The organism is Mucilaginibacter gynuensis, from assembly GCF_039541195.1.
Classification (GTDB): Bacteria; Bacteroidota; Bacteroidia; order Sphingobacteriales; family Sphingobacteriaceae; genus Mucilaginibacter; species Mucilaginibacter gynuensis.
Genome location: NZ_BAABFT010000015.1, coordinates 122,459 through 146,776, shown reverse-complemented (window position 1 = coordinate 146,776; position 24,318 = coordinate 122,459). Strand labels below are relative to the sequence as shown.

General features: G+C 41.6%; 17 protein-coding genes, 1 tRNA gene and 1 pseudogene. 10 read left to right on the top strand and 9 right to left on the bottom strand.

Annotated features, from left to right (window positions below; genetic code table 11):
* Positions 1–294: 294 nt before the first annotated feature.
* Positions 295–2,076: an NPCBM/NEW2 domain-containing protein gene (locus ABD894_RS22360; RefSeq protein ID WP_345213309.1), complete on the top strand. Its 1,782-nt coding sequence runs from the start codon at positions 295–297 to the stop codon at positions 2,074–2,076.
* Between the two features lie 62 nt (positions 2,077–2,138).
* On the opposite strand, the gene ABD894_RS22355 is transcribed toward ABD894_RS22360, so the two are convergent.
* Positions 2,139–2,684, bottom strand: coding sequence for a hypothetical protein (locus tag ABD894_RS22355; protein WP_345213308.1), 546 nt, complete (start codon positions 2,682–2,684; stop codon positions 2,139–2,141).
* Between the two features lie 222 nt (positions 2,685–2,906).
* On the opposite strand from ABD894_RS22355, the gene ABD894_RS22350 reads away from it, so the two are divergent.
* The 9 genes from ABD894_RS22350 (at position 2,907) to ABD894_RS22310 (ending at position 16,148) form a co-directional block, all read left to right on the top strand.
* Positions 2,907–4,589: an arylsulfatase gene (locus tag ABD894_RS22350; protein WP_345213307.1), complete on the top strand. Its 1,683-nt coding sequence runs from the start codon at positions 2,907–2,909 to the stop codon at positions 4,587–4,589.
* 11 nt (positions 4,590–4,600) lie between these two features.
* A complete protein-coding gene (locus tag ABD894_RS22345; protein WP_345213306.1) occupies positions 4,601–5,773 on the top strand; it encodes a formylglycine-generating enzyme family protein in 1,173 nt (390 codons plus the stop codon).
* Positions 5,774–6,048: 275 nt separating this feature from the next.
* Positions 6,049–7,608, top strand: a complete 1,560-nt coding sequence (locus tag ABD894_RS22340) for an amino acid permease (RefSeq protein ID WP_345213305.1) — start codon at positions 6,049–6,051, stop codon at positions 7,606–7,608.
* Between the two features lie 91 nt (positions 7,609–7,699).
* Complete coding sequence (locus ABD894_RS22335; RefSeq protein WP_345213304.1) at positions 7,700–8,860, top strand: MFS transporter; 1,161 nt, start codon at positions 7,700–7,702, stop codon at positions 8,858–8,860.
* Positions 8,861–8,869: 9 nt separating this feature from the next.
* Positions 8,870–9,439 (top strand): MarC family protein, encoded by a 570-nt coding sequence (locus ABD894_RS22330; protein ID WP_345213303.1) that lies wholly within the window; start codon positions 8,870–8,872, stop codon positions 9,437–9,439.
* Positions 9,440–9,740: 301 nt separating this feature from the next.
* A complete protein-coding gene (locus ABD894_RS22325) occupies positions 9,741–13,901 on the top strand; it encodes a hybrid sensor histidine kinase/response regulator (RefSeq protein ID WP_345213302.1) in 4,161 nt (1,386 codons plus the stop codon).
* A gap of 102 nt (positions 13,902–14,003) precedes the next feature.
* Entirely contained in the window at positions 14,004–14,984 is a 981-nt protein-coding gene (locus tag ABD894_RS22320) for a purple acid phosphatase family protein (protein WP_345213301.1), read from the top strand.
* 130 nt (positions 14,985–15,114) lie between these two features.
* The gene (locus ABD894_RS22315) at positions 15,115–15,930 is read left to right on the top strand and encodes a hypothetical protein (RefSeq protein WP_345213300.1); all 816 of its coding nucleotides are present in this window, start codon (positions 15,115–15,117) and stop codon (positions 15,928–15,930) included.
* 145 nt (positions 15,931–16,075) lie between these two features.
* A tRNA-Met gene (locus ABD894_RS22310) sits at positions 16,076–16,148 on the top strand.
* A 415-nt stretch (positions 16,149–16,563) separates the two neighbouring features.
* On the opposite strand, the pseudogene ABD894_RS22305 reads toward ABD894_RS22310, so the two are convergent.
* The 8 genes and pseudogenes from ABD894_RS22305 to ABD894_RS22270 all read right to left on the bottom strand — a co-directional run.
* A pseudogene (locus ABD894_RS22305) lies at positions 16,564–16,878 on the bottom strand (plasmid mobilization protein); the annotation flags it as partial.
* A gap of 528 nt (positions 16,879–17,406) precedes the next feature.
* Positions 17,407–17,943 (bottom strand): hypothetical protein, encoded by a 537-nt coding sequence (locus ABD894_RS22300; protein WP_345213298.1) that lies wholly within the window; start codon positions 17,941–17,943, stop codon positions 17,407–17,409.
* Position 17,944: 1 nt separating this feature from the next.
* Positions 17,945–19,102 carry a 6-bladed beta-propeller gene (locus ABD894_RS22295; protein ID WP_345213297.1) on the bottom strand — a complete coding sequence of 386 codons (1,158 nt, stop codon included), beginning with the start codon at positions 19,100–19,102 and terminating at the stop codon, positions 17,945–17,947.
* Positions 19,103–19,187: 85 nt separating this feature from the next.
* Positions 19,188–19,655 (bottom strand): hypothetical protein, encoded by a 468-nt coding sequence (locus tag ABD894_RS22290; RefSeq protein ID WP_345213296.1) that lies wholly within the window; start codon positions 19,653–19,655, stop codon positions 19,188–19,190.
* An 87-nt stretch (positions 19,656–19,742) separates the two neighbouring features.
* Positions 19,743–21,038 carry a hypothetical protein gene (locus ABD894_RS22285; RefSeq protein WP_345213295.1) on the bottom strand — a complete coding sequence of 432 codons (1,296 nt, stop codon included), beginning with the start codon at positions 21,036–21,038 and terminating at the stop codon, positions 19,743–19,745.
* A 72-nt stretch (positions 21,039–21,110) separates the two neighbouring features.
* Entirely contained in the window at positions 21,111–21,362 is a 252-nt protein-coding gene (locus ABD894_RS22280; protein ID WP_345213294.1) for an HTH domain-containing protein, read from the bottom strand.
* Positions 21,363–21,428: 66 nt separating this feature from the next.
* Positions 21,429–22,979 carry a glycosyltransferase family protein gene (locus tag ABD894_RS22275; RefSeq protein WP_345213293.1) on the bottom strand — a complete coding sequence of 517 codons (1,551 nt, stop codon included), beginning with the start codon at positions 22,977–22,979 and terminating at the stop codon, positions 21,429–21,431.
* Positions 22,945–24,204, bottom strand: coding sequence for a hypothetical protein (locus tag ABD894_RS22270; RefSeq protein ID WP_345213292.1), 1,260 nt, complete (start codon positions 24,202–24,204; stop codon positions 22,945–22,947). The genes ABD894_RS22275 and ABD894_RS22270 overlap by 35 nt, the downstream gene beginning before the upstream one ends.
* Positions 24,205–24,318 lie beyond the last annotated feature (114 nt).

Below are 24,318 nucleotides of genomic sequence, written 5' to 3'. Positions count from 1 at the left end.
CCTCATTGAATGATCAAAATTATTAAATATTATTTGCTTTTAAAGACAGTACCTCTACGCAAGCGTAAAGAGGGCTTACATATTTTTTTAATTTATTCCTTCCCTCTTTTTGCTTGCAAAGAGAGGGCGGTCCAGCGAAGCGTAGATCGGGTGAGTTGATTATGCTCTTTGCTTTAACGCTTAAATTGGCGGCTATGCGGAGTAAAACTTTAAGCGATTTCTCTGTAAGAGATATAGCGCATACTAAATAATCCCCTTATTTTTTATACTTTCGGTTCCACACCAATTAACCTTATGAACAGCCATTTTTCTAAACCATTAACTCGAATAATACTATTCTTTTTAACGCTATTGCCAATATCCGGCTTTTCGCAAGTAAAACCGGGCGATAAGGAGATCATAGCAGGGGCAGAAAAGGTGATAAAAAAATATCATTCCGGGGCCGACAAGGCTAATAATGTGGTTAAGGTGGTTTATTTTCACGGTAGCGATCGCCAACCCCTCGCTAACTGGAACGAACGTTTAGACCGTACCCTTACTGCCGTAAACAATTTTTATATAGAAGAATTTAAACGGTTCGGTATTAAAACCGATGGTGTTAACTTTGAAAGATCGGGTAAAAAATATGTGATCACCGTTATAGCGGGCGACCAATATTCTAAAGCCTACGATGTTAATTCGGGGGCGCTGATTCAATCAGAAATAGCCAGGAAAGCCGCCGGTAAAATAGATTTCGCTAACGATCATGTACTGGTATTAACTGGGCTTACCTATCAGCGGGATGACGGGGTTTATGTATTTCATTCGCCCTACATGGGTACGGGCTCATCAGAAAGAGGGGTGTGCTACGCTTCCGACAATGAGTTGCTCGACCCCAAATTGCTTACCGATACAGTTACCCGCATGAGGTTTACCGAACGGGCCAACATGTTTAAAGAATGTGGCGTTGCCGAGTTTAACAGCTGGTATATTGGCGGTATAGCGCACGAGATGGGGCACATGTTTGGTTTATATCATGATTTTGGCAACCCTGCAGAACTCACCGCGTCAACCATATCGCTAATGGGCGAGTATGGCAGCCGCCATTTCGGTGGTTACCTTTGGGGCGACAAAACCTCTCGTATTTCGGCGGCGGGTATATTGCAATTGCTTAGTCACCCGGTGTTCACTAAATCGCGCAGGGAGATCAACACGCATACATCGCTCACGTTAAGCGATATTAATCTTCAAAACCAGGATAATGGCATACAGTTTAAAGCCAATATCAGCGGCAGCCAGTCGCCTTACGCGTTAACAGTATTGGTACATTCGGTTAATGCCAACGAGTATTTCAACGAAAGTTCCATTTACCCCATAGCGGCTACAGGGCCATTAAACATACTGCTGAAAAAGTGGCCGGCCGGGGTATACCGGGCAACCCTGATGTTTATGTTTCCGAACGGCACATTGCAGGTATTTAATAAACTTTTTGATGTTAGTGGCAGCGGTGCCGAATTGCTGAATGTACCGGGTGTAAGCACGGTGGATATTAAAGAATATTACACCCGCCTTTCTAAAAGTGAAAAAACGCCTCAAATCAAGCTAAAGCTCAAAATATTGGAGGATATCATCAAAGCGGCGCCGCCGGTTGACGCGACTGCATTTAAGGGCGACAGCCTTTACCTGTCGGATGCTAAGTGGGAAGTTGCCAATGTTGGCTGGGAAAAACCCGCGCGCAATTATTTTACAACAGAGGCAGAGCAGACATTTTTTCTTGAAAACCAGGGCCAGCTATTTGAAAAGGGAATATTCGCGCATTCGCCCTCTACCTACACATTTCGCTTAAATAAAAAATGGAACAGGTTCTCGGCAGTTGTTGGTCTGCGCGATTTTGCCCACCAGCAGGGTTCGGCAAAGTTTACCGTAATTGGCGATGGCAAGGTGCTGTACGAGTCGCCCGCGTTAAGGGTAGGGGAGCATGCCAATGTTAATATCGATATTAAAAACGTAAAGGTAATTGAGCTTAAGGCCAACGGTACGGAAGGCCATAATTTCAATTCGTGGGCAAGCTGGTTCAATCCTTTGCTGGGGAGGTAAGAGTCACCTCTTCCCTTTTGCCACATTTTTGTGATTATATTATCAGGTTTAATGTTAAGCGCTCATAAACTGTCTGTTGGAAGTGTAGTAAGTGCCGTTTCCAATTTTAATGCAACATTTCTTTTTTTGAGTAGTGAATCACAAGTGGCTTTCTGATCAACAAAAAAATGGTTTGTGGTTTCAAAATGCCAATCACCCAGGTAGTAAATTTTGTTAGGCTTAACAGTTACAAATAAAGGTTTATTTGCTGTAGATAATATTCCTTCTGTAAACACTTTACCACCATACCATTTGCTTTCGGTATACCAGTAGTTAAGCAACTGATAAGTGCCGGGCGGTAAATAATAGCAAAACAAGTTTTCTTTGGCCGATTTAAAAGTTGGCTTAACCCTGAAGGCGTAAATGTTTTTTGTAAGGGTGTCTTTTAAACGAATGTCTTGAGGGAAACCTCCGCTTGAAAACTTAAGGCGCTGTATAAAATTACCATAGATTATGGCTTTATCATTTAGCAGGGTATCTGATACAGATAAGTCATCAAGTTGTATGATCTTTTGAGCTTGTGTAGTTAAGCCGGATAAGAGCAAGATGACAAATAATATTTTTTTCATTTTAATTATTCAATTTGATCAAAGGATTAGATTTTGTTAATACCACAAATTTAATAAGTCTATATAATATCTGTACTGCAAAGTGTTAAGCTTTTACTTTTGCCACATTTTTGTGATTAATTATCAGGCTTTAATTTTTGTGTTTATATTGGGCGTTTGGTTAATCGATTTTGCATTTCCCGCGGTAGCGGAGCGCGAAGTATACCTGTCACCACATAAACTATGAAGAAGATTGTTTTATCCATTACCGCTATCGCGATAGCTTCACTTTTTGTGTTCTTTAAACGACCGGCCCCGCCAAAGGCGAAAGATAACCGGCCTAACATCGTACTCATTATGGCCGATGACCTGGGTTTTTCTGACGTGGGTTGTTACGGGTCGGAGATCCATACACCAAATATCGATTACCTGGCATCGCAGGGGATAAAATATACCCGCTTTTATAATACTTCACGCTGCTGCCCTACACGTGCTTCACTTTTAACGGGCCTGTATAACCAGCAGGCAGGTATCGGTAACATGACGGATGTTGAAGACGAGCCGGGCTACCTTGGCCATCTGTCTGAAAATTCGGTAACCATTGCCGAGGTGCTGAAGCAGGCCGGTTACCATACCGCTATGACGGGTAAGTGGCATGTATCAAATACTATAGGCCAAAAAGATCCCCAGGAACAAATGAAATGGTTGAACCATCAGTCGTACCACCCCACCTTTTCGCCGATAGAGCAGTACCCAACCAGTCGCGGGTTTGAAAAATTTTATGGTACTATTTGGGGTGTGGTCGATTTCTTCGACCCTTTCAGTTTGGTTAACGGTACCGAACCGGTGAAAACAGTACCTAAAAATTATTATCATACCGATGCCATAAACGATACTGCCGCCTCATACATCAGGCAGATGAGTAAAAGCGACAAGCCCTTCTTTTTATACGTAGCCGAAAACGCGCCGCACTGGCCGCTGATGGCATTACCCGAAGATATTGCCAAGTACAAAGATACCTACAAAGTGGGTTGGGACAGCATCCGTGCGGCCCGCTACCGTCGACTGGTGAAGGCTGGTGTTATCGACCCGAAAAAAGCGCCGCTGTCTGAACGTGTTAATGATAAATTGAAATGGGAAGATAACCCTGATAAAGAATGGGATGCCGCCGCCATGGCCGTACATGCCGCCATGATTGATCGTATGGATCAAGGCATAGGCCGCATTATTAAAGCCCTGAAAGAAACAGGTCAGCTGGAAAATACACTGATCGTTTTCTTGAGTGACAACGGCGCCAGTAATGAAAACTGTACCGCCTATGGCCCGGGTTTTGACCGCCCCGACCAAACACGTACCGGCGAAAAGATCGTTTACGACCTGAAAAAACAGATCATTCCGGGTAAGCAAACTTCTTATGCGTCGATAGGGCAGCGCTGGGCCAATGTGGCCAATACACCATACCGCTACTGGAAAGCCGAATCGTACGAGGGTGGGGTACATACGCCGATGATCGCTTTTTGGCCGAAGGGGATTACCACTAAAAAGGGCGGTGTATCCGCGCAGATGGGCCACGTGAAAGATTTTATGGCCACTTTTATCGAGGTAGCCAAAGCCAAATATCCAACAGAATACAAGGGCCGTAAAGTATTGCCATCGCAAAGCAAAAGCATGGTAAGCTCGTTTAAGGGCAAGGCCGCGGAGGATGAGGTATTGTTTAACGAACATTTCCGCGCACGCTATGTAAGGGCTAAAGACTGGAAAATGGTATCCTTATCAAACGATACCACCTGGAGGCTATACCGCATTAACGGCGACGAAACCGAGATAAATGATGTTGCCGGTAAATACCCCGAAAAGGTGAGCCAGTTAAGCAGCCTGTGGCATACCTGGGCGCAAAACAACAAAGTATACCCAAAACCGAGATAGGCGGCTAAAGCATGCGATCAATTCAAAAAATGATAGCGGGTAACGCCAACCGGATCAGCGTAGTTATGCTGGGCATGCTGGCTTTGCTGGTATCTGCCTGTGGTGACGGTAATAAAACGGGAACGAAAAAAGATACGCTTGCCGCATTGCGCAAGAAAAAGGCCGTGTATTGCGAATCTAATTTGCCATCGCGCTATGGCGCCATAAAGACGGATAGCGGTAACGTGGCATCGGGAAAGCTGAAAAACCATGAGGGTATGGTTTGGATCCCTGGTGGGGAATACCTGATGGGAGGCGATAATGAGCAGGCTGCCGAAGATGAGTACCCAAAACATAAAGTAGAGGTATCGGGTTTTTGGATGGATATTACCGAGGTGACCAACGCGCAGTTCGAAAAATTTGTAAAGGCTACCGGCTACCTCACTACTGCCGAGCAAAAACCCGACTGGGAAGAACTGAAGAAGCAACTGCCGCCGGGCACACCCAAGCCCGATGAAAGCCTGCTGGTACCGGCATCGCTGGTGTTTTCCCCTCCCGATCATGAAATAGCATTGGATAATTACGCGCAATGGTGGTCGTGGCAAAAAGGAGCCAACTGGCAGCACCCGCAAGGGCCTGCGAGTACTATCAAGGGTAAGGAAAACTACCCGGTAGTACACATTTCGTATTACGATGCCCTGGCTTACTGCAAATGGGCAGGTAAGCGCCTCCCTACTGAAGCAGAATGGGAGTGGGCCGCGCGTGGCGGATTGAAGAATAACATTTACCCATGGGGTAACGAGGCGGTTGATGCCGGTAAACCCAAAGCCAATAGCTGGCAGGGGAGCTTCCCCTGGAAGAATACGGTGAAGGATAAATACTATCGCGCGGCACCCGTAAAAAGCTTTAGCCCCAATAACTATAAACTTTACGATATGGCAGGCAATGTATGGGAGTGGTGTGCCGACTTGTACCACAACCAATATTACAGCGAGGTAAATAAGCCGAACGGCGTAAAAGACCCGCGAGGCCCGGCCACAAGTTATGACCCTGAAGAGCCAAATGCTAAGAAAAGGGTGATCAGGGGCGGCTCGTTTTTGTGTAATGATAGTTATTGCTCGGGGTACCGTGTAGCCCGGCGTATGAAAAGCACCGAAGACAGCGGAATGGAGCATTTGGGCTTCAGATGTGTGGCCGCGCGATAGTTTTACTGTTATAAAGACAGTTTACATGCGCGTTTTCGCTTAAAGTGGGTTTAAAAAGCCACGTGCCTGTTTTAAGGCGCTAAAAGGTTGTGATTTTAAATAAGCGTTTGGCTGTTTAGGGTTTTAAATACTGTTTATATTGTTGCATTTATAAAATATTGCATACAAAATTTATAATAAATGGTTTGTTGTAATCTATACTTTACGATTTCAATAAATTTAAGTACGTTTGGGGAAGTATTTGTACTTATTTAACTGATCTTACAAATTAAAAGATGAAGCTTTTTATTAAAAAACCTATTGCTCAACTAATGGCCGCCACGGCAGAGACAGCAGATTCGCTTAAGCGTACGCTGGGTCCTGTATCGCTGGTAGCGTTAGGTATTGGTGCAATTATCGGAGCCGGTATTTTTGTGCGTACTGCATCTGCTGCAGGTGAACACGCCGGTCCGGCCGTTACCATTTCATTTCTTATCGCGGCAGCGGGTTGCGCCCTTGCCGGATTATGTTACGCTGAATTTGCCAGTATGATCCCTATCGCTGGTTCGGCTTACACTTACTCTTATGCCACCATGGGCGAGTTCATCGCCTGGATCATAGGGTGGGATTTAGTACTCGAATATGCCCTTGGCGCAGCAACGGTATCCATAGGCTGGTCGCAGTACTTTAATGAGGCCCTGTATACTTTTACTAATGTGCACATACCCTACGCGTGGTCGCACGGTCCGTGGGAGGTATCAAATACCACTACAGGCATGTACGCTGCCGAATTAGGCTCGCATGGTATCATCAACCTGCCTGCTATACTTATTTTATTCCTGCTTTCGTTACTGCTTATTCGCGGTACTGCTGAATCGGCAGGTGTAAACAACGTTATCGTTATTGTAAAGGTTGCTATCGTATTATTGATCATTGGTTTAGGCTGGCAGTTCATTAACCCTGCTAACCACACCCCATACTTGATCCCTGCTGACGCGGGCCAGGTAAAGGTAAGTACTGGTGTTATTGATTACGGTGCTACCTTTAATCACGGCTGGCTTGGCGTATTGCGCGGCGCGAGTGTGGTGTTCTTCGCTTTCATCGGTTTCGACGCGGTATCTACCGCTGCACAGGAAGCCAAGAATCCTCAAAAGGATATGCCTAAAGGTATCCTGATCTCTTTGGTGATCTGTACTGCGCTTTACATCTTATTCGCACACGTATTAACCGGTTTGGTATCTTATAAAGAGTTCTTAATTCAGGGTAAAGAGGCTTCGGTAACTTATGCTATAAAAGCAGCCATGGGCCCAAGCTACACATGGTTAGCTTCTTTGGTAACCATCTCTATTTTGGCAGGTTTCTCTTCGGTTATCCTGGTGATGCTGATGGGCCAAACCCGTGTATTCTATACCATGAGTACTGATGGTTTGATCCCTAAGATATTTTCTAAACTGCACCCTAAATTCCGTACACCATACAAATCACAATGGTTGTTCTTTGTATTCGTATCGTTGTTCGCCGGTTTTATTCCTGACAGGATCGTAGGTGACATGGTGAGTATCGGTACCTTATTCGCGTTCGTGCTGGTTTGCCTGGGTATCTTCATCCTGCGCAAAACCGATCCGAACCTGGTTCGTCCGTTTAAAACACCTATATACCAGGTTGTTTGTCCGCTTGGCGCTGCTATTTGTTTATGTATGATCGCCAGCGAAGGTTTAGAGAACTGGTTGAGGTTGATCGGCTGGTTGCTGATCGGTTTCATCATCTACTTCGGTTATAGTGTTAAACGTTCACACGTTAGGCATGGTAAGGTTGAAGGCGCTACTGATCCTATCAACCCTAAATTTGTTGAATAATATATCAATCTTGATACATCACAAAAAAGGTTCTGAGCATTCAGAACCTTTTTTGTTTTTACGGCTTATTATGAATTAGCGATACCAATAAATGAAAGCCAATAAAAGCCTGTGGATACTTGCTGTAATATGTGTGATCAATTCCATGGGGTTTGGTATTGTGGTGCCGCTGCTGTACAGCTACGGCAAAAAGTTTGGCGTTACCGAGCATACCATAGGCCTGCTTACGGCAGCGTTCTCTATAGCGCAATTCTTTGCCACGCCGGTACTGGGCGCGTTGTCTGATAAATGGGGGAGGAAACCCGTATTGGTGATCAGCCTTATAGGTACTTGTATCTCCTTTATCCTGTTCGCGCAGGCTCGCAGTATCATTATGCTTTTCGCTGCGCGGATACTGGACGGCTTGACAGGCGGCAATATTTCGGTAGCGCAGGCTATGGTTTCCGATATCTCATCCCCTAAAGACCGCGCCAAAAACTTCGGCATCTTAAGTTCTGCATTCGGTTTTGGCTTTGTGGCCGGGCCAGCCATTGGTGGCTTGCTGAGTAAAATAGGTTTGCAGGTGCCTTTCTATTTTGCCGCGGTGATCGCTTTGGCAGGTATCCTGATCACGATGCTCTTCCTGAAAGAAACCAATACCGAAAGGAAAGACAAGCAAGAATACCAATTCAACTATGCCTGGCTCATTACCGTGTTGAAACAGCCTATAGTGGGTGTATCCATCTTCATCGGTTTTATGCTTACCATGGCGCAGTTCAGCATGATCATCGGCTTTCAAACCTTTAGTGTAGATCAGCTTAAACTATCACCTACACAAATCGGCCTATTTTACGCGGGCTTTGCCATTACCGGAATTGTAATGCAATTATTGGTGCCGCTGCTCACCAAGGCATTCAGCTCAAAAGCAATCATATTATTGATATCTACACTGATATGCCTCGGCGCGATGATCTTAAGTGGTTTTGCTACCGGGTTTATATTGTTCGCGGTAGCGGTTTGCGTGTATGGCTTGTTCAACGGCCTGCGCAACCCCATGCTCAATGCCATTATTGCCGATAACAGCGACAGTAAAGAACAGGGCAAAGTGTTGGGCATCAATCAGTCATATACTTCCATCGGGCAAACGCTTGGGCCTGTAACCGCGGGTCTTATTACTGTAATTTCTGTTCATAGTATATTCTTTTTAGCATCTTTCTATATTTTAATTGCATTTTTGTTGTGTTTTAAGCTGAAGTCACAAAACGCCTCATAAAATACCCCTATGCAGCCACTTATATTTAAAGAGATCCTGTCGGTAACCATGATATTGTTTGCCATAATTGATATACTGGGCGCAATCCCCGTAATTATCGAATTAAGGCAACGTGCCGGGCATATCGAATCGGAAAAGGCCAGTATAGCGGTATTGGTATTGATGGTGGCATTCCTGTTTGTGGGGAATGAGCTATTGGATGTCATCGGGCTGGATATTTCTTCCTTCGCCATAGCAGGTTCGCTCGTGATCTTCATTATCGCGATGGAAATGATATTGGGCATCAAATTTTTTAAAGAGGAAATGCCCGAAACGGTATCTATCGTACCCATCGCATTCCCGCTGATAGCCGGTGCAGGTACCATGACCACCTTGCTGTCGCTTAAATCGCAATATCAAACACAGAACATCCTGGTAGGTATCATTATCAATACCCTGTTTGTTTACCTCGTACTTAAAAACGTAAAGTGGCTGGAAAAGCTTTTTGGTAAAACCGGGCTGGATATTTTGCGCAAGGCTTTTGGTATTATCCTGCTGGCCATCGCCATCAAATTGTTCAGGAGTAACTCGGGCCTGTAGTTCTTCTTTCTTGGTACTATAGTTCAAATAATTGAGGCCATTTATACGGGCACAAATTCTGTCTTTTCAACAGCAATCGATTTTCTTCTGAAGAAATAGTATAAATAAGCGTGCATCATGTTTTTTTATGAATGCTTTGCTTATGTTTACTATAGTTTTATTGCCTGCCGGGGCAACTTTAAACCATTATAACCGTACAACGAGGCGTAAACCTATAATTAATAAGGTAAGTACTTTAAGCAGTTTTTAGCATTTAGTTTTTAAGTGTATGCGGCACCGTATATGTATGTTTTTTATTGGTATGAGCGCCTTTTTTGGCCTTATGCTTCCTTACGTGGTGTTGGCGCAAAACAAAAGCTTACAGTTTGTGCATGTTGGCACCAGCGAAGGTCTTTCGCAAATAAATGTAAACACTATTATTCAGGATAGCCGCGGCTTTATATGGATAGGCACCCGCAACGGCCTCAACCGTTACGATGGCTACCAGTTTATATCGTTCAGGTACGATGATAAGGACAGTACCAGCATAAGCAATAACATGGTGAATGATATTGCCGAAGATAAAGACGGCAATTTATGGTTGGCCACGCAGGCCGGTTTAAATATGTACCAGCGAACTACGGGCAAATTCATTCGTCATACGCACAACGTAGCCAACCCCAAAAGTGTGGCAAGCAACGTGGTGAGTCACCTCACCTTTGATGAGCATGGCGACCTTTGGGTGGCTACCCAAACCGGCGGCGTAGATCGGTATGATCTTAAAAAGAACATCTTTTATCACCATAGTCCTACAGGTAAAGCAGGGGGCAGCCTCAGCGATAACAACGCGCGCACGGTTTTTAGGGACGCGCAGCAACGTATTTGGGTAGGTACCGCCAACGGCGGATTGAACCTGTACGATAAAAAAACAGATTCCTTTATCAGTTACCTGTACCACGACCCGCAAACCGGGGCAGTTATCGGGAATAATGTAACCACTATTTTTGAAGATCAGCAACGGCGCCTATGGCTGGGCACGCAGGCGGGTGGTTTGTTCTTGTTCGACAGAGAGAAGAAAATCTTCAAACGTTACCTGCACGATGCAGGCGATAAAAGCAGCCTGTCCAGCAATACCATTTACTGCATGAATGCCGATGAGGAAGGCAACCTGTGGCTGGGTACAGAGAACGGCGGCCTGTGTATACTTAATCACCAAACCGGCAAATTTACCACCTATCAGCACGATGAGATAGACGATAACAGCCTCAATGGTAACTCGGTTTACGGTATTTGCCGCGATAAACGGAACAACATGTGGGTGGGCGCGTTTGGCGGCGGGGTAAACCTGTACAAAAAAACTTCAGCAAGTTTTACCTTGTACAGGCATAACAGCAGCCCTTTCAGCCTGTCGAATAATTTTGTGCTGGATATTGCCGAAGATAAAGAGCATAAACTTTGGATAGGTACAGATGGCGGCGGCCTCAACAAGTTCGACCCGGAAACGCGTTTGTTCACGGCCTTTAAGCAACCTGTAAACGGGAAAAATGGTATCACCGGTAATTATGTACTCGCCGTTAAGCCCGATGCCACCGGCAAGCTGTGGATAGGTACCTGGGGCGATGGTATGAGCATTTATGATCCTGCTACTAATATCTTTAAAAATTATAAACGGGACGCAACCAAGCCCAACGGGATAGGAGGCAACAACGTTTACAACATACTGCACACCCGCGACGGCAAAACCTGGATAAGTACCTTTAACGATGGTATAGATTGCTACGACCCTAAAACCAATATATTTAAACATTATAAGTTTAACGCCAACGACCCCAAAAGCCCAAGCAGCGACAGGGCTTATGTTTTTACCGAAGATAGGAAAGGCAATCTTTGGATAGGTACTTCTGACGGGGGATTGAACCTTTTTGAACCCGCTACCGGTACCTTTAAGCGTTATGTGCACGAAGAAAAGCGCAACAGCATCAGCAATAACGGCGTAACCGATATTTTTGAGGACAGTAAAGGCAGGCTGTGGCTGGCTACATTATCGGGCCTCGATCTGTTTGACCCGGCGAAGGAACATTTTACCGTTTTTACCCGCGAGGATGGTTTGCCAAGCGATATTATTTATGCCTTGAGGGAGGATAACAACGGCATGCTTTGGATAAGCAATAACGGCGGCTTATCCCGGTTCGACCCGGAACGGAAACACTTTACCAATTATACAGTCGAGGATGGTTTACAGAGCGACGAATACAAACCCCACTCGGCACTAAAAGCCCATAACGGAAAACTGTATTTTGGCGGTATCAACGGCTTTAACGAGTTTATGCCTTCGCGCATTCAAAAGCCTGTGGGTTTTGCTCCTTTGGTGATCACTTCGTTCCAGTTGTTCAACAAAGTACTAACCATCGCCAAAAATGCTTCCGACCCTTCGCCGCTGAAACAGGATATCAGCGAAACCCGCAAGCTAACCTTGCAGCACCAGCAATCGGTTTTCTCGTTTGAGTTTGCCGCGTTAGATTACGCTTCGATAGATAAAAAACAATACGCCTACTTTTTGGAGGGCTTTGATAAGGAATGGAACTATATAGGTAACCACCACGCGGCCTACTATACCAATTTGCCGCCCGGCGAATACCAGGTGAAGCTGCGTTATATGGATAGCCAGGGGCGCTGGTCGCCGGTGGCTACGCCGCTCACCATAGTTATTGTACCGCCGTTTTGGTTAACCTGGTGGTTTACGGCGCTGGCAATAGCGGCACTCGTAGCCATTATTTACGGGTTGTTTTTGTTGCGGATGAGTACCATACAGCAACAAAAAGCCAACCTCGAAAAAGTGGTGGAAGAACGTACCAAGAGCATTGTAGAACTCACCAACGAAGAACGTAAATCGCGCGAGTTGGCCGAGCAGGCGAGGGAAGAGGCCGAAAAAGCCAATAAGGCCAAGAGCATATTCCTGGCGACAATGAGTCACGAGATCCGTACGCCGATGAACGGGGTGATAGGTATGGCGACATTGCTGGCCAATACCAACCTTACCACCGAGCAAATGGAGTATACCGAAACCATTAAAAGTTCGGGCGATGCCTTGTTAGCGGTGATCAACGATATACTGGATTTCTCCAAAATAGAATCGGGGAATCTGGAATTGGACGAAAGCGATTTTGATATCCGCGATTGTTTGGAAAGCGTGCTCGACCTGTTCGCCGAAAAGGCCTCCCAGCTCAACCTCGACCTGGTGTACCAAATGGAGCTGAACATGCCCGCCAATATTATAGCCGATGCCATGCGCCTGCGGCAGATTTTGATTAACCTGGTGGGTAATGCCATTAAATTTACCAGTGCCGGTGAGATATTTATTGGGGTTGATGCCGTGCATCGTGATAAGGAACAGCTCGATTTGTTGTTCACCATACGCGACACTGGTATTGGCATCCCGGAGGACAAACTGAACCGTTTGTTCAAAGCCTTTTCGCAGGTTGATTCTGGCACTACCCGCAAATACGGCGGCACAGGTCTGGGTTTGGTGATCAGCGAGAAGTTGATTAACCTCATGGGCGGCAACATTGATGTAAAGAGCGAGGTAGGGGTAGGGACGGTGTTTTCGTTCAGTATCAATACTCGCATTGGCGTAAAACCGCTGCCAACCTACATCAGCGTAAACACTACTGATATTGAAAGTAAGCGAATTTTAGTGGTAGATGATAACGCCACTAACCGCAGCATCTTGAACAATCAGCTGAAACAATGGAAGTTTGTGCCCGTAATGGCCGAATCGGGCGATGTGGCTTTAGCGCTATTGAAATCGGAGCCGCCGGTTGACCTCGTGATCACCGATTTTAATATGCCGTTTATGGATGGCGTAACGCTGGCACGCAACATTAAAAAAGATTTCCCGGCGTTGCCTATCATCTTATTGAGTTCTGTAGATAATCAGCAGAGCAAGCAGCGCGGCGACCTGTTTAATGTGGTGCTTACCAAACCTGCCAAGCATAACCTGCTGTATAAGCACATCATCAGTCAGTTAAAGCATGAGGATGGCAGCTTGCAAACCAACCGCCCCGAAAAAGATGTGCTGCCAAAAGACATGGCGCAAAAATATCCTGCCAATATTTTAGTTGCCGAAGATAACCTTGTGAACCAAAAAGTGGCGCTGCACGTGCTCGAAAAGATGGGCTATCATCCCGATATGTTTATGAACGGCAAGGAAGTGCTGACCGCGGTAAATCAGAAACAGTACGACCTCATTTTTATGGACGTGCAAATGCCCGAGATGGACGGCCTCGAAGCTACCCGCCTGATAAGGCAGCAGGAAGGCCGCCAGCCTGTTATTATAGCCATGACCGCCAATGCCATGATAGAAGACCGCGAGAATTGCATGAACGCCGGTATGGACGGTTACCTGAGCAAACCCATGAAGCTGGCCGAAATTATTGCAGTGCTGGAGAAATACGGTAAAAGTACAGATGCACCGGTGGTGTAGTCAATTCTGACAATCGCATCAGAAAAAGATAACAAAAGCTTAATGTGCAACATTGTTGCAATTGCTTGCATTGTTTATATATTGCCCTAATTTTATAAGCGAATGAAACGTAGAGATTTTGTTAAGCAAACCGCGCTTACCGCGTTTGGTGCTGCAATTATTGGTGCCCCGGTGGCCGCGCTGGCCGATGGGGGAGTAACCCATTTAGAGAGTGAAGATGTATCGCCCCGTGCGGCTTTGGCCGATGATTACCCGCTGCATTTTATGGCCATTGGCGATTGGGGCCGCAACGGCGAGTACGACCAAACCGAGGTAGCCAAACAAATGGGCATTTGGGGTGCCAATAACCCTAATAATTTTGTGATATCGGTAGGGGATAACTTTTATCCCAATGGCGTGATCAGCGAGCAGGATCCTTTGTTTCATTATTCGTTTGAGAATATTTATACCGCGCATTCTTTGCAGTGCGACTGGCACGTAGTAATGGGCAATCACGATTACCATGGCGACCCCGATGCGCAGGTTCGCTACAGCAAGGTAAGTCGCCGTTGGAATATGCCTGCAAGGTATTATACCAAAGAGGTTTCATTAGGCAAGGATAAGGGCAAAGTTGCCTTTATCATGATGGATACCGATCCGTTTTTACACGATAACCTGAAAGAGCAGGTAGATCAGCAAATGGTATGGCTCAATAAAACGCTGGAGCAATTACAGCCCGATGTAAAATGGAAAATCGTAGTAGGGCATCACCCTTATTACACCGTAGGCCCGCGCATCAAAAATTACGATACCCTCACCATGCGCGAAAAGCTGGCTAAGGTTTTTGAAAAACACAAGGTAGATATCTACCTCTCCGGCCACGATCACTCGCTGCAGCATTTAAAGCCTGAAGGCTATACGCATCAACTTATTTCGGGTGCAGGCTCGGAACTTACCCCGGTAAGCACGGGCATACCTTACAGTAAATTTGAGGCATCAGAACATGGTTTTATGTATTTCTCTGTAAGAGCAGGCCGTGTAAATGTAAAGGCCATTAATAAAGATGGCAAGGTGATATACGATACCAATATCGATAAAGCATAAATTAAGGAACTATAATGGAGAGCCTCCCGTGGTAACATGGGAGGCTTTTTTGCTTTAAATTGTACAAACAATTATAGCTCGCCGTGGTTGCTTTTTGTAAAACAGATTGTATAACTAACTCCTTAACATTATGGGATTTGACATCAGCTACCACCCGGTAAAAGAATCAGATATGCGTAACTGGTTTTTTGATTTAGATTTTACAGCCATTGCCGATAATGATTTCAGCGGCATCGAACCCGTTGTAAAGCAATACCAGCTCGACGAGTTTTTTATTGATAAATACAAGGATATTTTGGCTGTGGCGGTACAAACCCCGCCGGGCGATTCCTTCGAGAACTCGTACGGGTACTACATGGCCGTGATACAGGGGCTGATGGATAAGTATTTTTATACACGAGGATCGGCCTATTCGTTCATGATGCAGGATATGCCTTACTTTAAAGCCTACACCAAACCCTGGGCAGATATATTGACCGATAAATACGAAAACCCTACGTATAACCAGATCAATCAGAATTATAGCTCGGGCGTATACATCCCGGCAGATATGGTGGTGAAACTGCTGCACGATTATAATACCGACGAAAACATCAAACGGGACATGGATAACTTCTATTCGCACGGGCGCATAGATATTTTTATGAAGGCCTTGGAATATGCCATGCACAGCAATGCCGGCATACTGGAAGCTACCGAAGTGGTAGAACCTAATCCGCTCGACCTGAATCAAACGGTTTGCTACTCCAATTTGTTGAATTGTGATATTGAAGGTGCCATTCTTTACCAACAAGCCGCGCAGGAGCAATTGCGCGAATATGAAACACGCGAAAACCTCCCCGAAGGTGAAATAGCCCGCAATGCCACCTACCAAAAAACAACAATACCGCCGCCGCCTGCCCCAAAAACAGAGAAGAAAGGATTCTTTAAACGCCTGTTTGGTTAAGCGTAAATGATAATTAAGTCTTATTGCTATATTAATAAAAGGCTCATATTACATTTTATAAGGTTGATTGATAGGTGCTTGGCCTGGTACGGTAAAAACATTGCCATGATGCCGAAAAAAATCGTACATTTGTAATCCAAAACAGTGCGGGATGGAGCAGTTGGTAGCTCGTCGGGCTCATAACCCGAAGGTCATAGGTTCGAGTCCTGTTCCCGCTACCTGAGTAAAATGAAAGCCTTAAGTTGAAAAATTTAAGGCTTTTTTCGTATGAGGGTATTTGTTATTTGGTGATGAGCTGACAATGTTGACCGCAGGCCGAATCCCTTAGTAGAAGTATGTTAAACGTGCGCTTATGCCAAGAAATTCAATCATTATAGGATTGAATTTCTTGAATTATCGAATGATCACTATGGCATTTTATCAAAGACGTCGTTAAACAGTTAAAAAAATCTCTTTGAGTCTTGCTTATTAATACATACAATTTGTTATCGACAACGATTACATACCCATCTTTATTTGGTTTTTTACTCTGGAAAAAAGATGATTTATTTGATATGATAAAATTTTTAATGTTATTGAAAGAAGCTTCATCTGTTATTTTTGAGGTTATAGCTCAATGCCCCCATAAAGCTTTTACCAATTTTCTGAATGGCTATCATCAAGTAGTAGTTTAATAATCGCTTCCTGCTGCTTTAGCAACCTGTTAAGCACAGACAAGATCCCTACCGGCATCAGGTGAGAATTGACCCGCTTGGCTAACTGGTTTATGTTGACCCCGATCTTCTTTAGTTCAAAATAAGTATCATAATCAAGTTTCGCTGTTTTTGGTTCTGGCAAGCGGCCTTTAAAGAAACGCTCGCGCATGAGCAAACCCGGAGCCTTGCCACATAGCTGTGCAACAACTTCCAGCTTCTTCAACTCGGCTGGCGTAAGCCTGATGGTAAAGTTGACCGAACGCCTGTTGTCCCCGGTTAACTTAGGCCTGCCCCATAGCCAAAAGAATTAGATAAAATCAATACGGCATGATGCCGAAAAACATAAAAACAGTAAATTTCCATACGGGTAATCTTTCAAGAAAATGAATGAGATTGCGGGAGGTACTTTGTTCCCTTATAGAAGATTTGCTTAAGCCAGGGGCTTATTGCAATAATATAAAATTAGGAAATTGCTTTCTAAAAAAGAAAAAAGTCTTTTGGAAATGCTGAACAGATTGAAGTATTTCCGGGTCCGGGTTTCCCGGCAAGCTCGTTTTCGCATGGCGAAAACATGGCTTGCTTACGAAGGGTTTACTTTTAAATTATTGTCATTAATCAACGCGCAAACGTTTCCACAATTAGTTTGAAGGCATGATCAATGTCATTTCAGAAAGATAAGGCATAATCTTTATAATAGGAAGTTCGAATACGACGATTTATAATGAGCTATTCAAGATATACTCAACTGCAAAAGTTTCCAGTATTAAAGCCTCTTTAATACCTACAAAATTTTGTGCTCTTTAAATTTTTTAATCAATGCAATATTTTCATCATAATATAATGGATCCAAAATAATTGAAGCGGCGAAATTCCCATTAGAATCAGGTATAATCAGATAAGGCAGGTTTTGTTGATCCAAATCACTAAACTTTTCAATCGTTAGAAATTTCTTTTGTCTGGGAGATATTTTATATTGATTAGTACCTGTAACGAAAAGAATTTTTTCGCCAACTTCGTCGCCAAATGTTTCTTCTAAAAGCGCTATACTTTGCAATACACAAGAGCCGCAACAATTATCGTCATACCGACAAATAGCCTTGTATTTTATGATGTTGGGTAGGTTAGCTACAGAATTGAGCTTTAGGGAATTAAAGTAATTACTATAAAGCAACGTTTTGTATAGTGCATTTTTTTGTTCAAGATAATGAATTTTATCATATTGTTGGCCAAGGCTTTTGTTATTATGCTTAAGGTTTAACAAAAACAAAATGCTTGTTAAAATATATACGACAGTCAAGATATAGAAATAGGGTTTCATATTATTTCAACTTAAAAGAAATAATGACTGGGTTGTCTCCGTTTTTTGAATTCTTTATACTGTTGAAAATATGGAACTCAGGGTCATTTGGTGTTTTTGCGATGGGATTCCGACTGATCATTCCCCTCATAAAGTTCACTTCTATAGTCGAAAGCACCCTATAAAATTTATCGTTTTCAACCGCCTGGCTTGTGGGGGTAAACTGAAGTAAACTTGAATTTACATTTTTATAGGCAATAAACTCATTTGACGCTTTATTGTAGATCACCCAAATTGGTAATCCACCAATCATTGCCTGGCCAAGAATGTGTTGTTTAGATTCCTGAACCTTGCTTAAATTAAATATTTTATTGTGATTAAGCGCTAATTTATTTAACGAAGTTTTTTCAATTTCCTTTTGCGAAAAACTTAATTCTCCAAAACTGAATGAAATATAATTTTCAATGGAATGCGAATTAATTTTGTATACAGCGTTATTCAATACATTACGCCAAAATATCTGGCCATTGGCTGCCCACAACTGATTATCCACCAGATAATCATAACTTTGCTCTTTCACCATACCTTTTACGTTAGTTAAATCGGCAAATGTGCTGATCATGATGTTTTGATTGCCCTCCAAAAAACCGTTATTAATTTTAGCCTTATTCATAAATAAAGTATCATTAATTACTTGTACCTGCCTCACGGAATATGGGAGTGTAATGGCTCTGATAAAATGCCCGTCTTCTACGTTATACTTTGATAATCTGTAATTTGTGTTATCGTAAATGTAAAACACATCATTATTAACAGATACATCGTTTAATTTCACAAATGCCCCCGACGATTTGCCTCGCTTGTTAATTGCATATTTAAACTTACCATGACTATCAAAGCCATATACTCCATTTGATATAACAAGTATCCTGTTCTTAGTTACGCGTATATCCTCTATATCATTTATACGGCATTTTTCGTTAGTTTCCAATGGTATAAAATCATACTCCTTAACTATGCTGTTAAAGTTTACAGAGTCTAAAATATTATTAACTTTTATTTCGTATTTAAACGGTGCAGAGCTATCTATCTCCAGATTTATTTTATCTGAGTTAATACATGAAGATAGAATTAGAAAATAGGTTGAAAATAGTACAATGAAAGTATGTTTAGGTTTCATAAAGATAAGTACTGGCTAAGGTTTCGCTGTGAATTAACTTTTAATTAGATTTACCTTAGCCAGGTTTAGGTTAAGAAATTAATAATTATTTATCACCAACTGTTCCTGCTGTTGGACATCCTGAAGTTGCACACAAGATAAATCCGCCTTCGGTAGCCGTGCACGCTGCCTTACCGCCGGTAGTACATGTAATCTTGTATACATCCTTTAGTGCCGCAGTTACTTGTGCTTTAATTTTCGCACTCCATTCTGCGCTAAACTTCGTACCTATTTGAATGCCGGCTTCCGTAGCGGCACTGCCAGTTACTGAAGTAACATACATTGCTTGACTCAATTGCGTATCTTTTACAAATATGCAAGCGGGGCACGCGCTGGCTACCTCCTCTTCAGCATTACTGTCACCCGTAAAAGCATATGCTTTCAAAGTGGACAATGACAGTTTACCATTTTGGGAATTGATGCGGATGCCAATGTTATAAGCAAACACTGAGCAAAATAATAATACGCCGAGCACCTTAGCTGCTAAGATGAACGACCTCTTTTTTTGTATCATGTTTATAAAATTGCTAATTAAGACTGCAGAAAAAGTGCATTTTACAAAAATTAAAGTATCCCACAAGAGCTTAAATGCCTTGTATCCTTAACCAATCCAAAAGCCACTTAAAAAGTCATGATAGAATATGATTAAAAAAAACACATTCATCAGGTAAAGCATATAACGCATATAACTGGTATATCGAAAAAGATAAGGAACGAGCAGTGATGTATAAAAAAGAACAAAGTACAATGCGTGTTGAGGATATTGATAAACCTCGGTTACAACGCATCCAAGTAACAATATAAAAACGGCAACATACAAATCTTTTGCTGTAGGAGTGTAGTCATGCACAAGCCAGGTAATGAATTCAACCGCAAACGCAGTACATAGCAAATGCCTGCCAAGGCACTGCATGTTAGTTCGCTCTCTCAAGTTGTAAGTAAAGCAAGTGTCAAGTATTAAAATTCCTACTAAATAGAGTGCTGAAAAGTAGACAGACTTTGGTATTTTGACAACGTTTTCGTTTTTGAAAATGGCTTGGCTCTTAAAATATTTCAATGCATATTTAATACAAAAACATAGGGCAACCAAACCTAATACTAAGGATATTGTGTCGATTCCGGTCATTTTGACGGGTGATACTGTAGTAAAAGGCAATGAGGGAATTAACCAATGCCTTTTCCAATATTTTTGAACCTCAATGTAGTAGAACCATTTTCCGGTTTGATAACCCTGAATGAAAACAACAATTAATATGCTGAATAAACACGTTAATGTATTTACAGTTGCATTAATAATATGTGTCCTGACATTTTTACGTTGCATCAGGTAAGAGAATATCTCAGTAAAAATAACTGCAGGAATAAAAATTGTAGACACGCTTCTTGTAAGGCAACACCCCAAAAGACCAATTATTTGAAATGTGCGAGAATTGCTTTTGTAACCATTGATTAGCAGTACACCAAAAATAAAAAACGTTGATTCTGAATATGGAAGAAACAAAAAAGCGAATGAGGGGAATGAAGCCATTATCAACAAGTTGATAATGCTCAATTTTCTTTTCCCTAATAGAAATAGAAAGGAAAGAAAAAATAATAATAAGTTGAAATAACATATCTGCATACCATCCAGCCCTGTCCATTTCCACAAATAAGAAAAGAGAGGGAAGAATGCCATATTAGACATCATGTTAGGATGATATACATACCCATCTTTTTTTATTACATCAAACCATATTGAGTCATATTGAATTACTATGTCGGGATCAGGAGTATATTTTAATACGCCTAAGTAAAGTAAAAGTATATATAGTGAAAAGATAAAAGTAAGGTTGAAAATAAATGCGAGTGAAGCTTTCACATACGGAAAATCGTTCACTCTTTGAATTAGAGTTGTCAAGTTTTTAAAAGCTGGTTTAAAGTGGCTTAATTGATATCTATAATGTATAGAGCCAAAAAGGCTGCAAGCATATTATTTAGATAAACTTAATTGATTCTCTCTTTTGAATTTAAAATCAAAATGGCCTGCCTGTACATAGTAATACGTGCCTTTAACCTTGTTATACTTGATTTCTGCACCTAACGATCTTAAAATTTCTACGTAATCGTAAACAGTGCGTTCACTAATGCTTAATTTAACTGCTAATTTTTCAGGTGTTCCGGTGGATTTTCTTTGAATCAAGAAACTGAGGTATTCCAAACGGTCGAAATAATACTTAGGCATAGATAAGGTTTAATTTGGTAATTGTGATGCAAAAATATTAATTTCGGCATCATTTCAAATTTTTATTTACTTAATTATTTCATACAACGAAAGATTTTTTAAATTCAAAGTAGGTGAGTAGTAATTGATAAAATACTGGCTTAATGGTTCAATACTTTGCTCTACTTTTAAGAGCTTAAGGCCATATATAGTGTTAGATATTTTTGACGCCATTTGCTCATTCATTACTATTAAGTTAGCGCCAAATCTGTTGTCATTTGCCATAAAACGTAACAAATGTGGCTGATTGATTAAAAACATGGTTACGTTGTTGTTTCTGTAAAAATAATTATTAGGCGCAATTTGATCGTAAGGATTGCAGCCTGGCATAATTATTAACTTAATACTCTGGCTCGAATAATTGTAATGAATATATTTAGCTATATTTAGTGTGGATTCTCCCGCCCCTTTTAGCGAAGCCCCGGCCAATCCTATTATATTTATTAAGACAATTAATGGAAAAATTATAATTTGATACAGTTTATAATATTGTAATTTTTTGGTAATTATGGTAGACCATGTTTTAATGGTGAGTATTGGTATAAAATTTACAAGTGGGAACAAAAAACGTATTTCTTTATGAGGAATAATGCAGTGTATCAAAAAGAACGGTATGATTACCCAAAATAAAATGTCGTTAATTTTAGTTGTATACCAAAGTAATGAAAGTAGTATAAAGAACCCTAAAATTGCAGTTGGGCAAAATAAAATATATAATAAATACTGATACCAAGGGGCGACACCAAAATTAGACGCAACCCCATCTATAATGTTTATTCTAAAGTAATTATACATCGTAAAGCACCACTCGCCATAAAACATCTTATCCAAAACTATTCCTGTTATCAATGCTAATGATAGTCCGGACAAGACTAATAAAAGCTGTTTTTGATTGCTTTTTTTTATAAAATAAAACCAGAATAATATACCTACTACAGAAAAAGCAACTTGATATCTACATAAAATTGCTATACCTAATAAAAAGCCGGTAAAAAGAAGTTTCTTTTGAGTGTATTCTGTCGCTTGTAAATGCAAGTTGCTTATACAATATAATATCATTATCCCGGACCAAGACTCGGAAGAATACCGTACATTGATATAAGGCAGGAACCAGATAAAATATGATGAGAAAAGAAATGTAAAAATTAGTCTTTTATCTATTTCTAATAAATAAACGTTAACAAACCTTCTAATTGAATGCAGCGCGAGCCCCGCGGTAATTAGTCGCAGTAGAAGTGCCCAAACATACCTGTCGTACAAACCAAACACCTTAGCTGCCTGAAACACCGCTACTGCTATAGTTGGTTGAAAACTCGATCTAATCCTGGCATCATACTCCCAAGCTAAACCTTGATGCGCACTCAAACCCATTTTAAATATTGCAAACTCCAGTATTTGGTAATGTTCATCATAATGATGGTATCCCGTACTTTGAAAGGCAGTTATAGTGTATATTACAATTCCCAAAAAAAAGAAACAACCACTGTAGAAAGCAACGCGCGTATCAATTGATTTTTTAATAAAAGTCTTGTTGTTACGTTCATTAACCAAGCCACTTACCGACAATAAATTCAGCATAAAAGTTAATTATCAATATTATATTAAATAGATATAAGGGAATTTGTAGTAACCATTTTTCTTTAAATCTAAAGGCTAAGTAGCAGCTAAGAAAAAACACGACAAAATATATCGCCAGCCGAGGGAAAACGTACAGCCCGGTAATAAAAAACCCAATAGTGGCAGTTAAAACGAATAGAAGTATATCAAGCTTCGAATTTCGCTTCTCCGTTAATAGCCAAATAGTAAAACAAATGAAAAATGGATTACAAAAAAGATGTCTGTTTAAACTCCAAATATTTGTTGAATCACTAATATTGAATGTAAATAACACATCCAATAACATAGTACCACAAATAAATAAGGTAGAAAACACGACTTGAGGGTTAGATTGAATTTCTTTTTCATCTTCTGAATTGCCAAATACGCATTGAATAATCCATTTAACAGATACGAGCAATGCCAAAATTCCTATTGTAAACGCCACTGCGTCAATACCAAGTACACGGGGGCTATCAAAAGTTGTTAGAGGAAACTTAGGTATGAGCCAATGCCGATTCCAGTACTTTTGAATAGTAAAGGAATAAAACCACTTACCCGTTTGTATAGCTTGAACAGTTGTGGCAAAAAATAATCCAGCTAAAGCGGTAAAAATTTGTAGTAGCGTATAACGCCATTGTATCTTTTCTAATTTATTATTGATGATTAATTCACATAGCAGAATTGCAGGCACAAATAATACAGTTACCGGCTTAACCAAGGAACACCCGAATATTCCAATGATTGTCAACAACTTGTTCTTCTTTTCAAGCCCATTCAAAAGAAGGGTACCAAAGAAAAAGAAAAATGCCTCTGAATACGGCAGCATAAAAAACACAAAGGACGGTGCTGATATAAGGATAAGTATTATTCCTGGACTTATTTGCTTGCGACAAATTAAGAGATAGAATGATACATAAAAAAGCAGACTATTAAAAATAGAGATACCTAACGGCTGAAGAACTGTGATTTTCCAGACATAAGGAAACAAGGGAAAAAAAGCCAGACTACAGCCCTGTTCAGGCAAAAAAGTATAGCCGTTATTTCTGATGGAGAGATAATATTTTGCGTCAAACTGTAATACATTAAAACTATTAGGAATGCCACTTATATAACCTAATTGAAAAAGTAGCGCATAACCTGATATAAATACAATTAAATTAATGAGCATAACATTAATCAGGTATTTATTTAGGGGAAATATCATATCCGTTATCCATATTTAGAATGCGTAAAATAGAAGCTCTCTCTGCAAAAAAATTGCATTTTGAAATTGATCTTTGCGTTAAGCAAAGTTTATCACCAAGCGCCTGAAATGTTG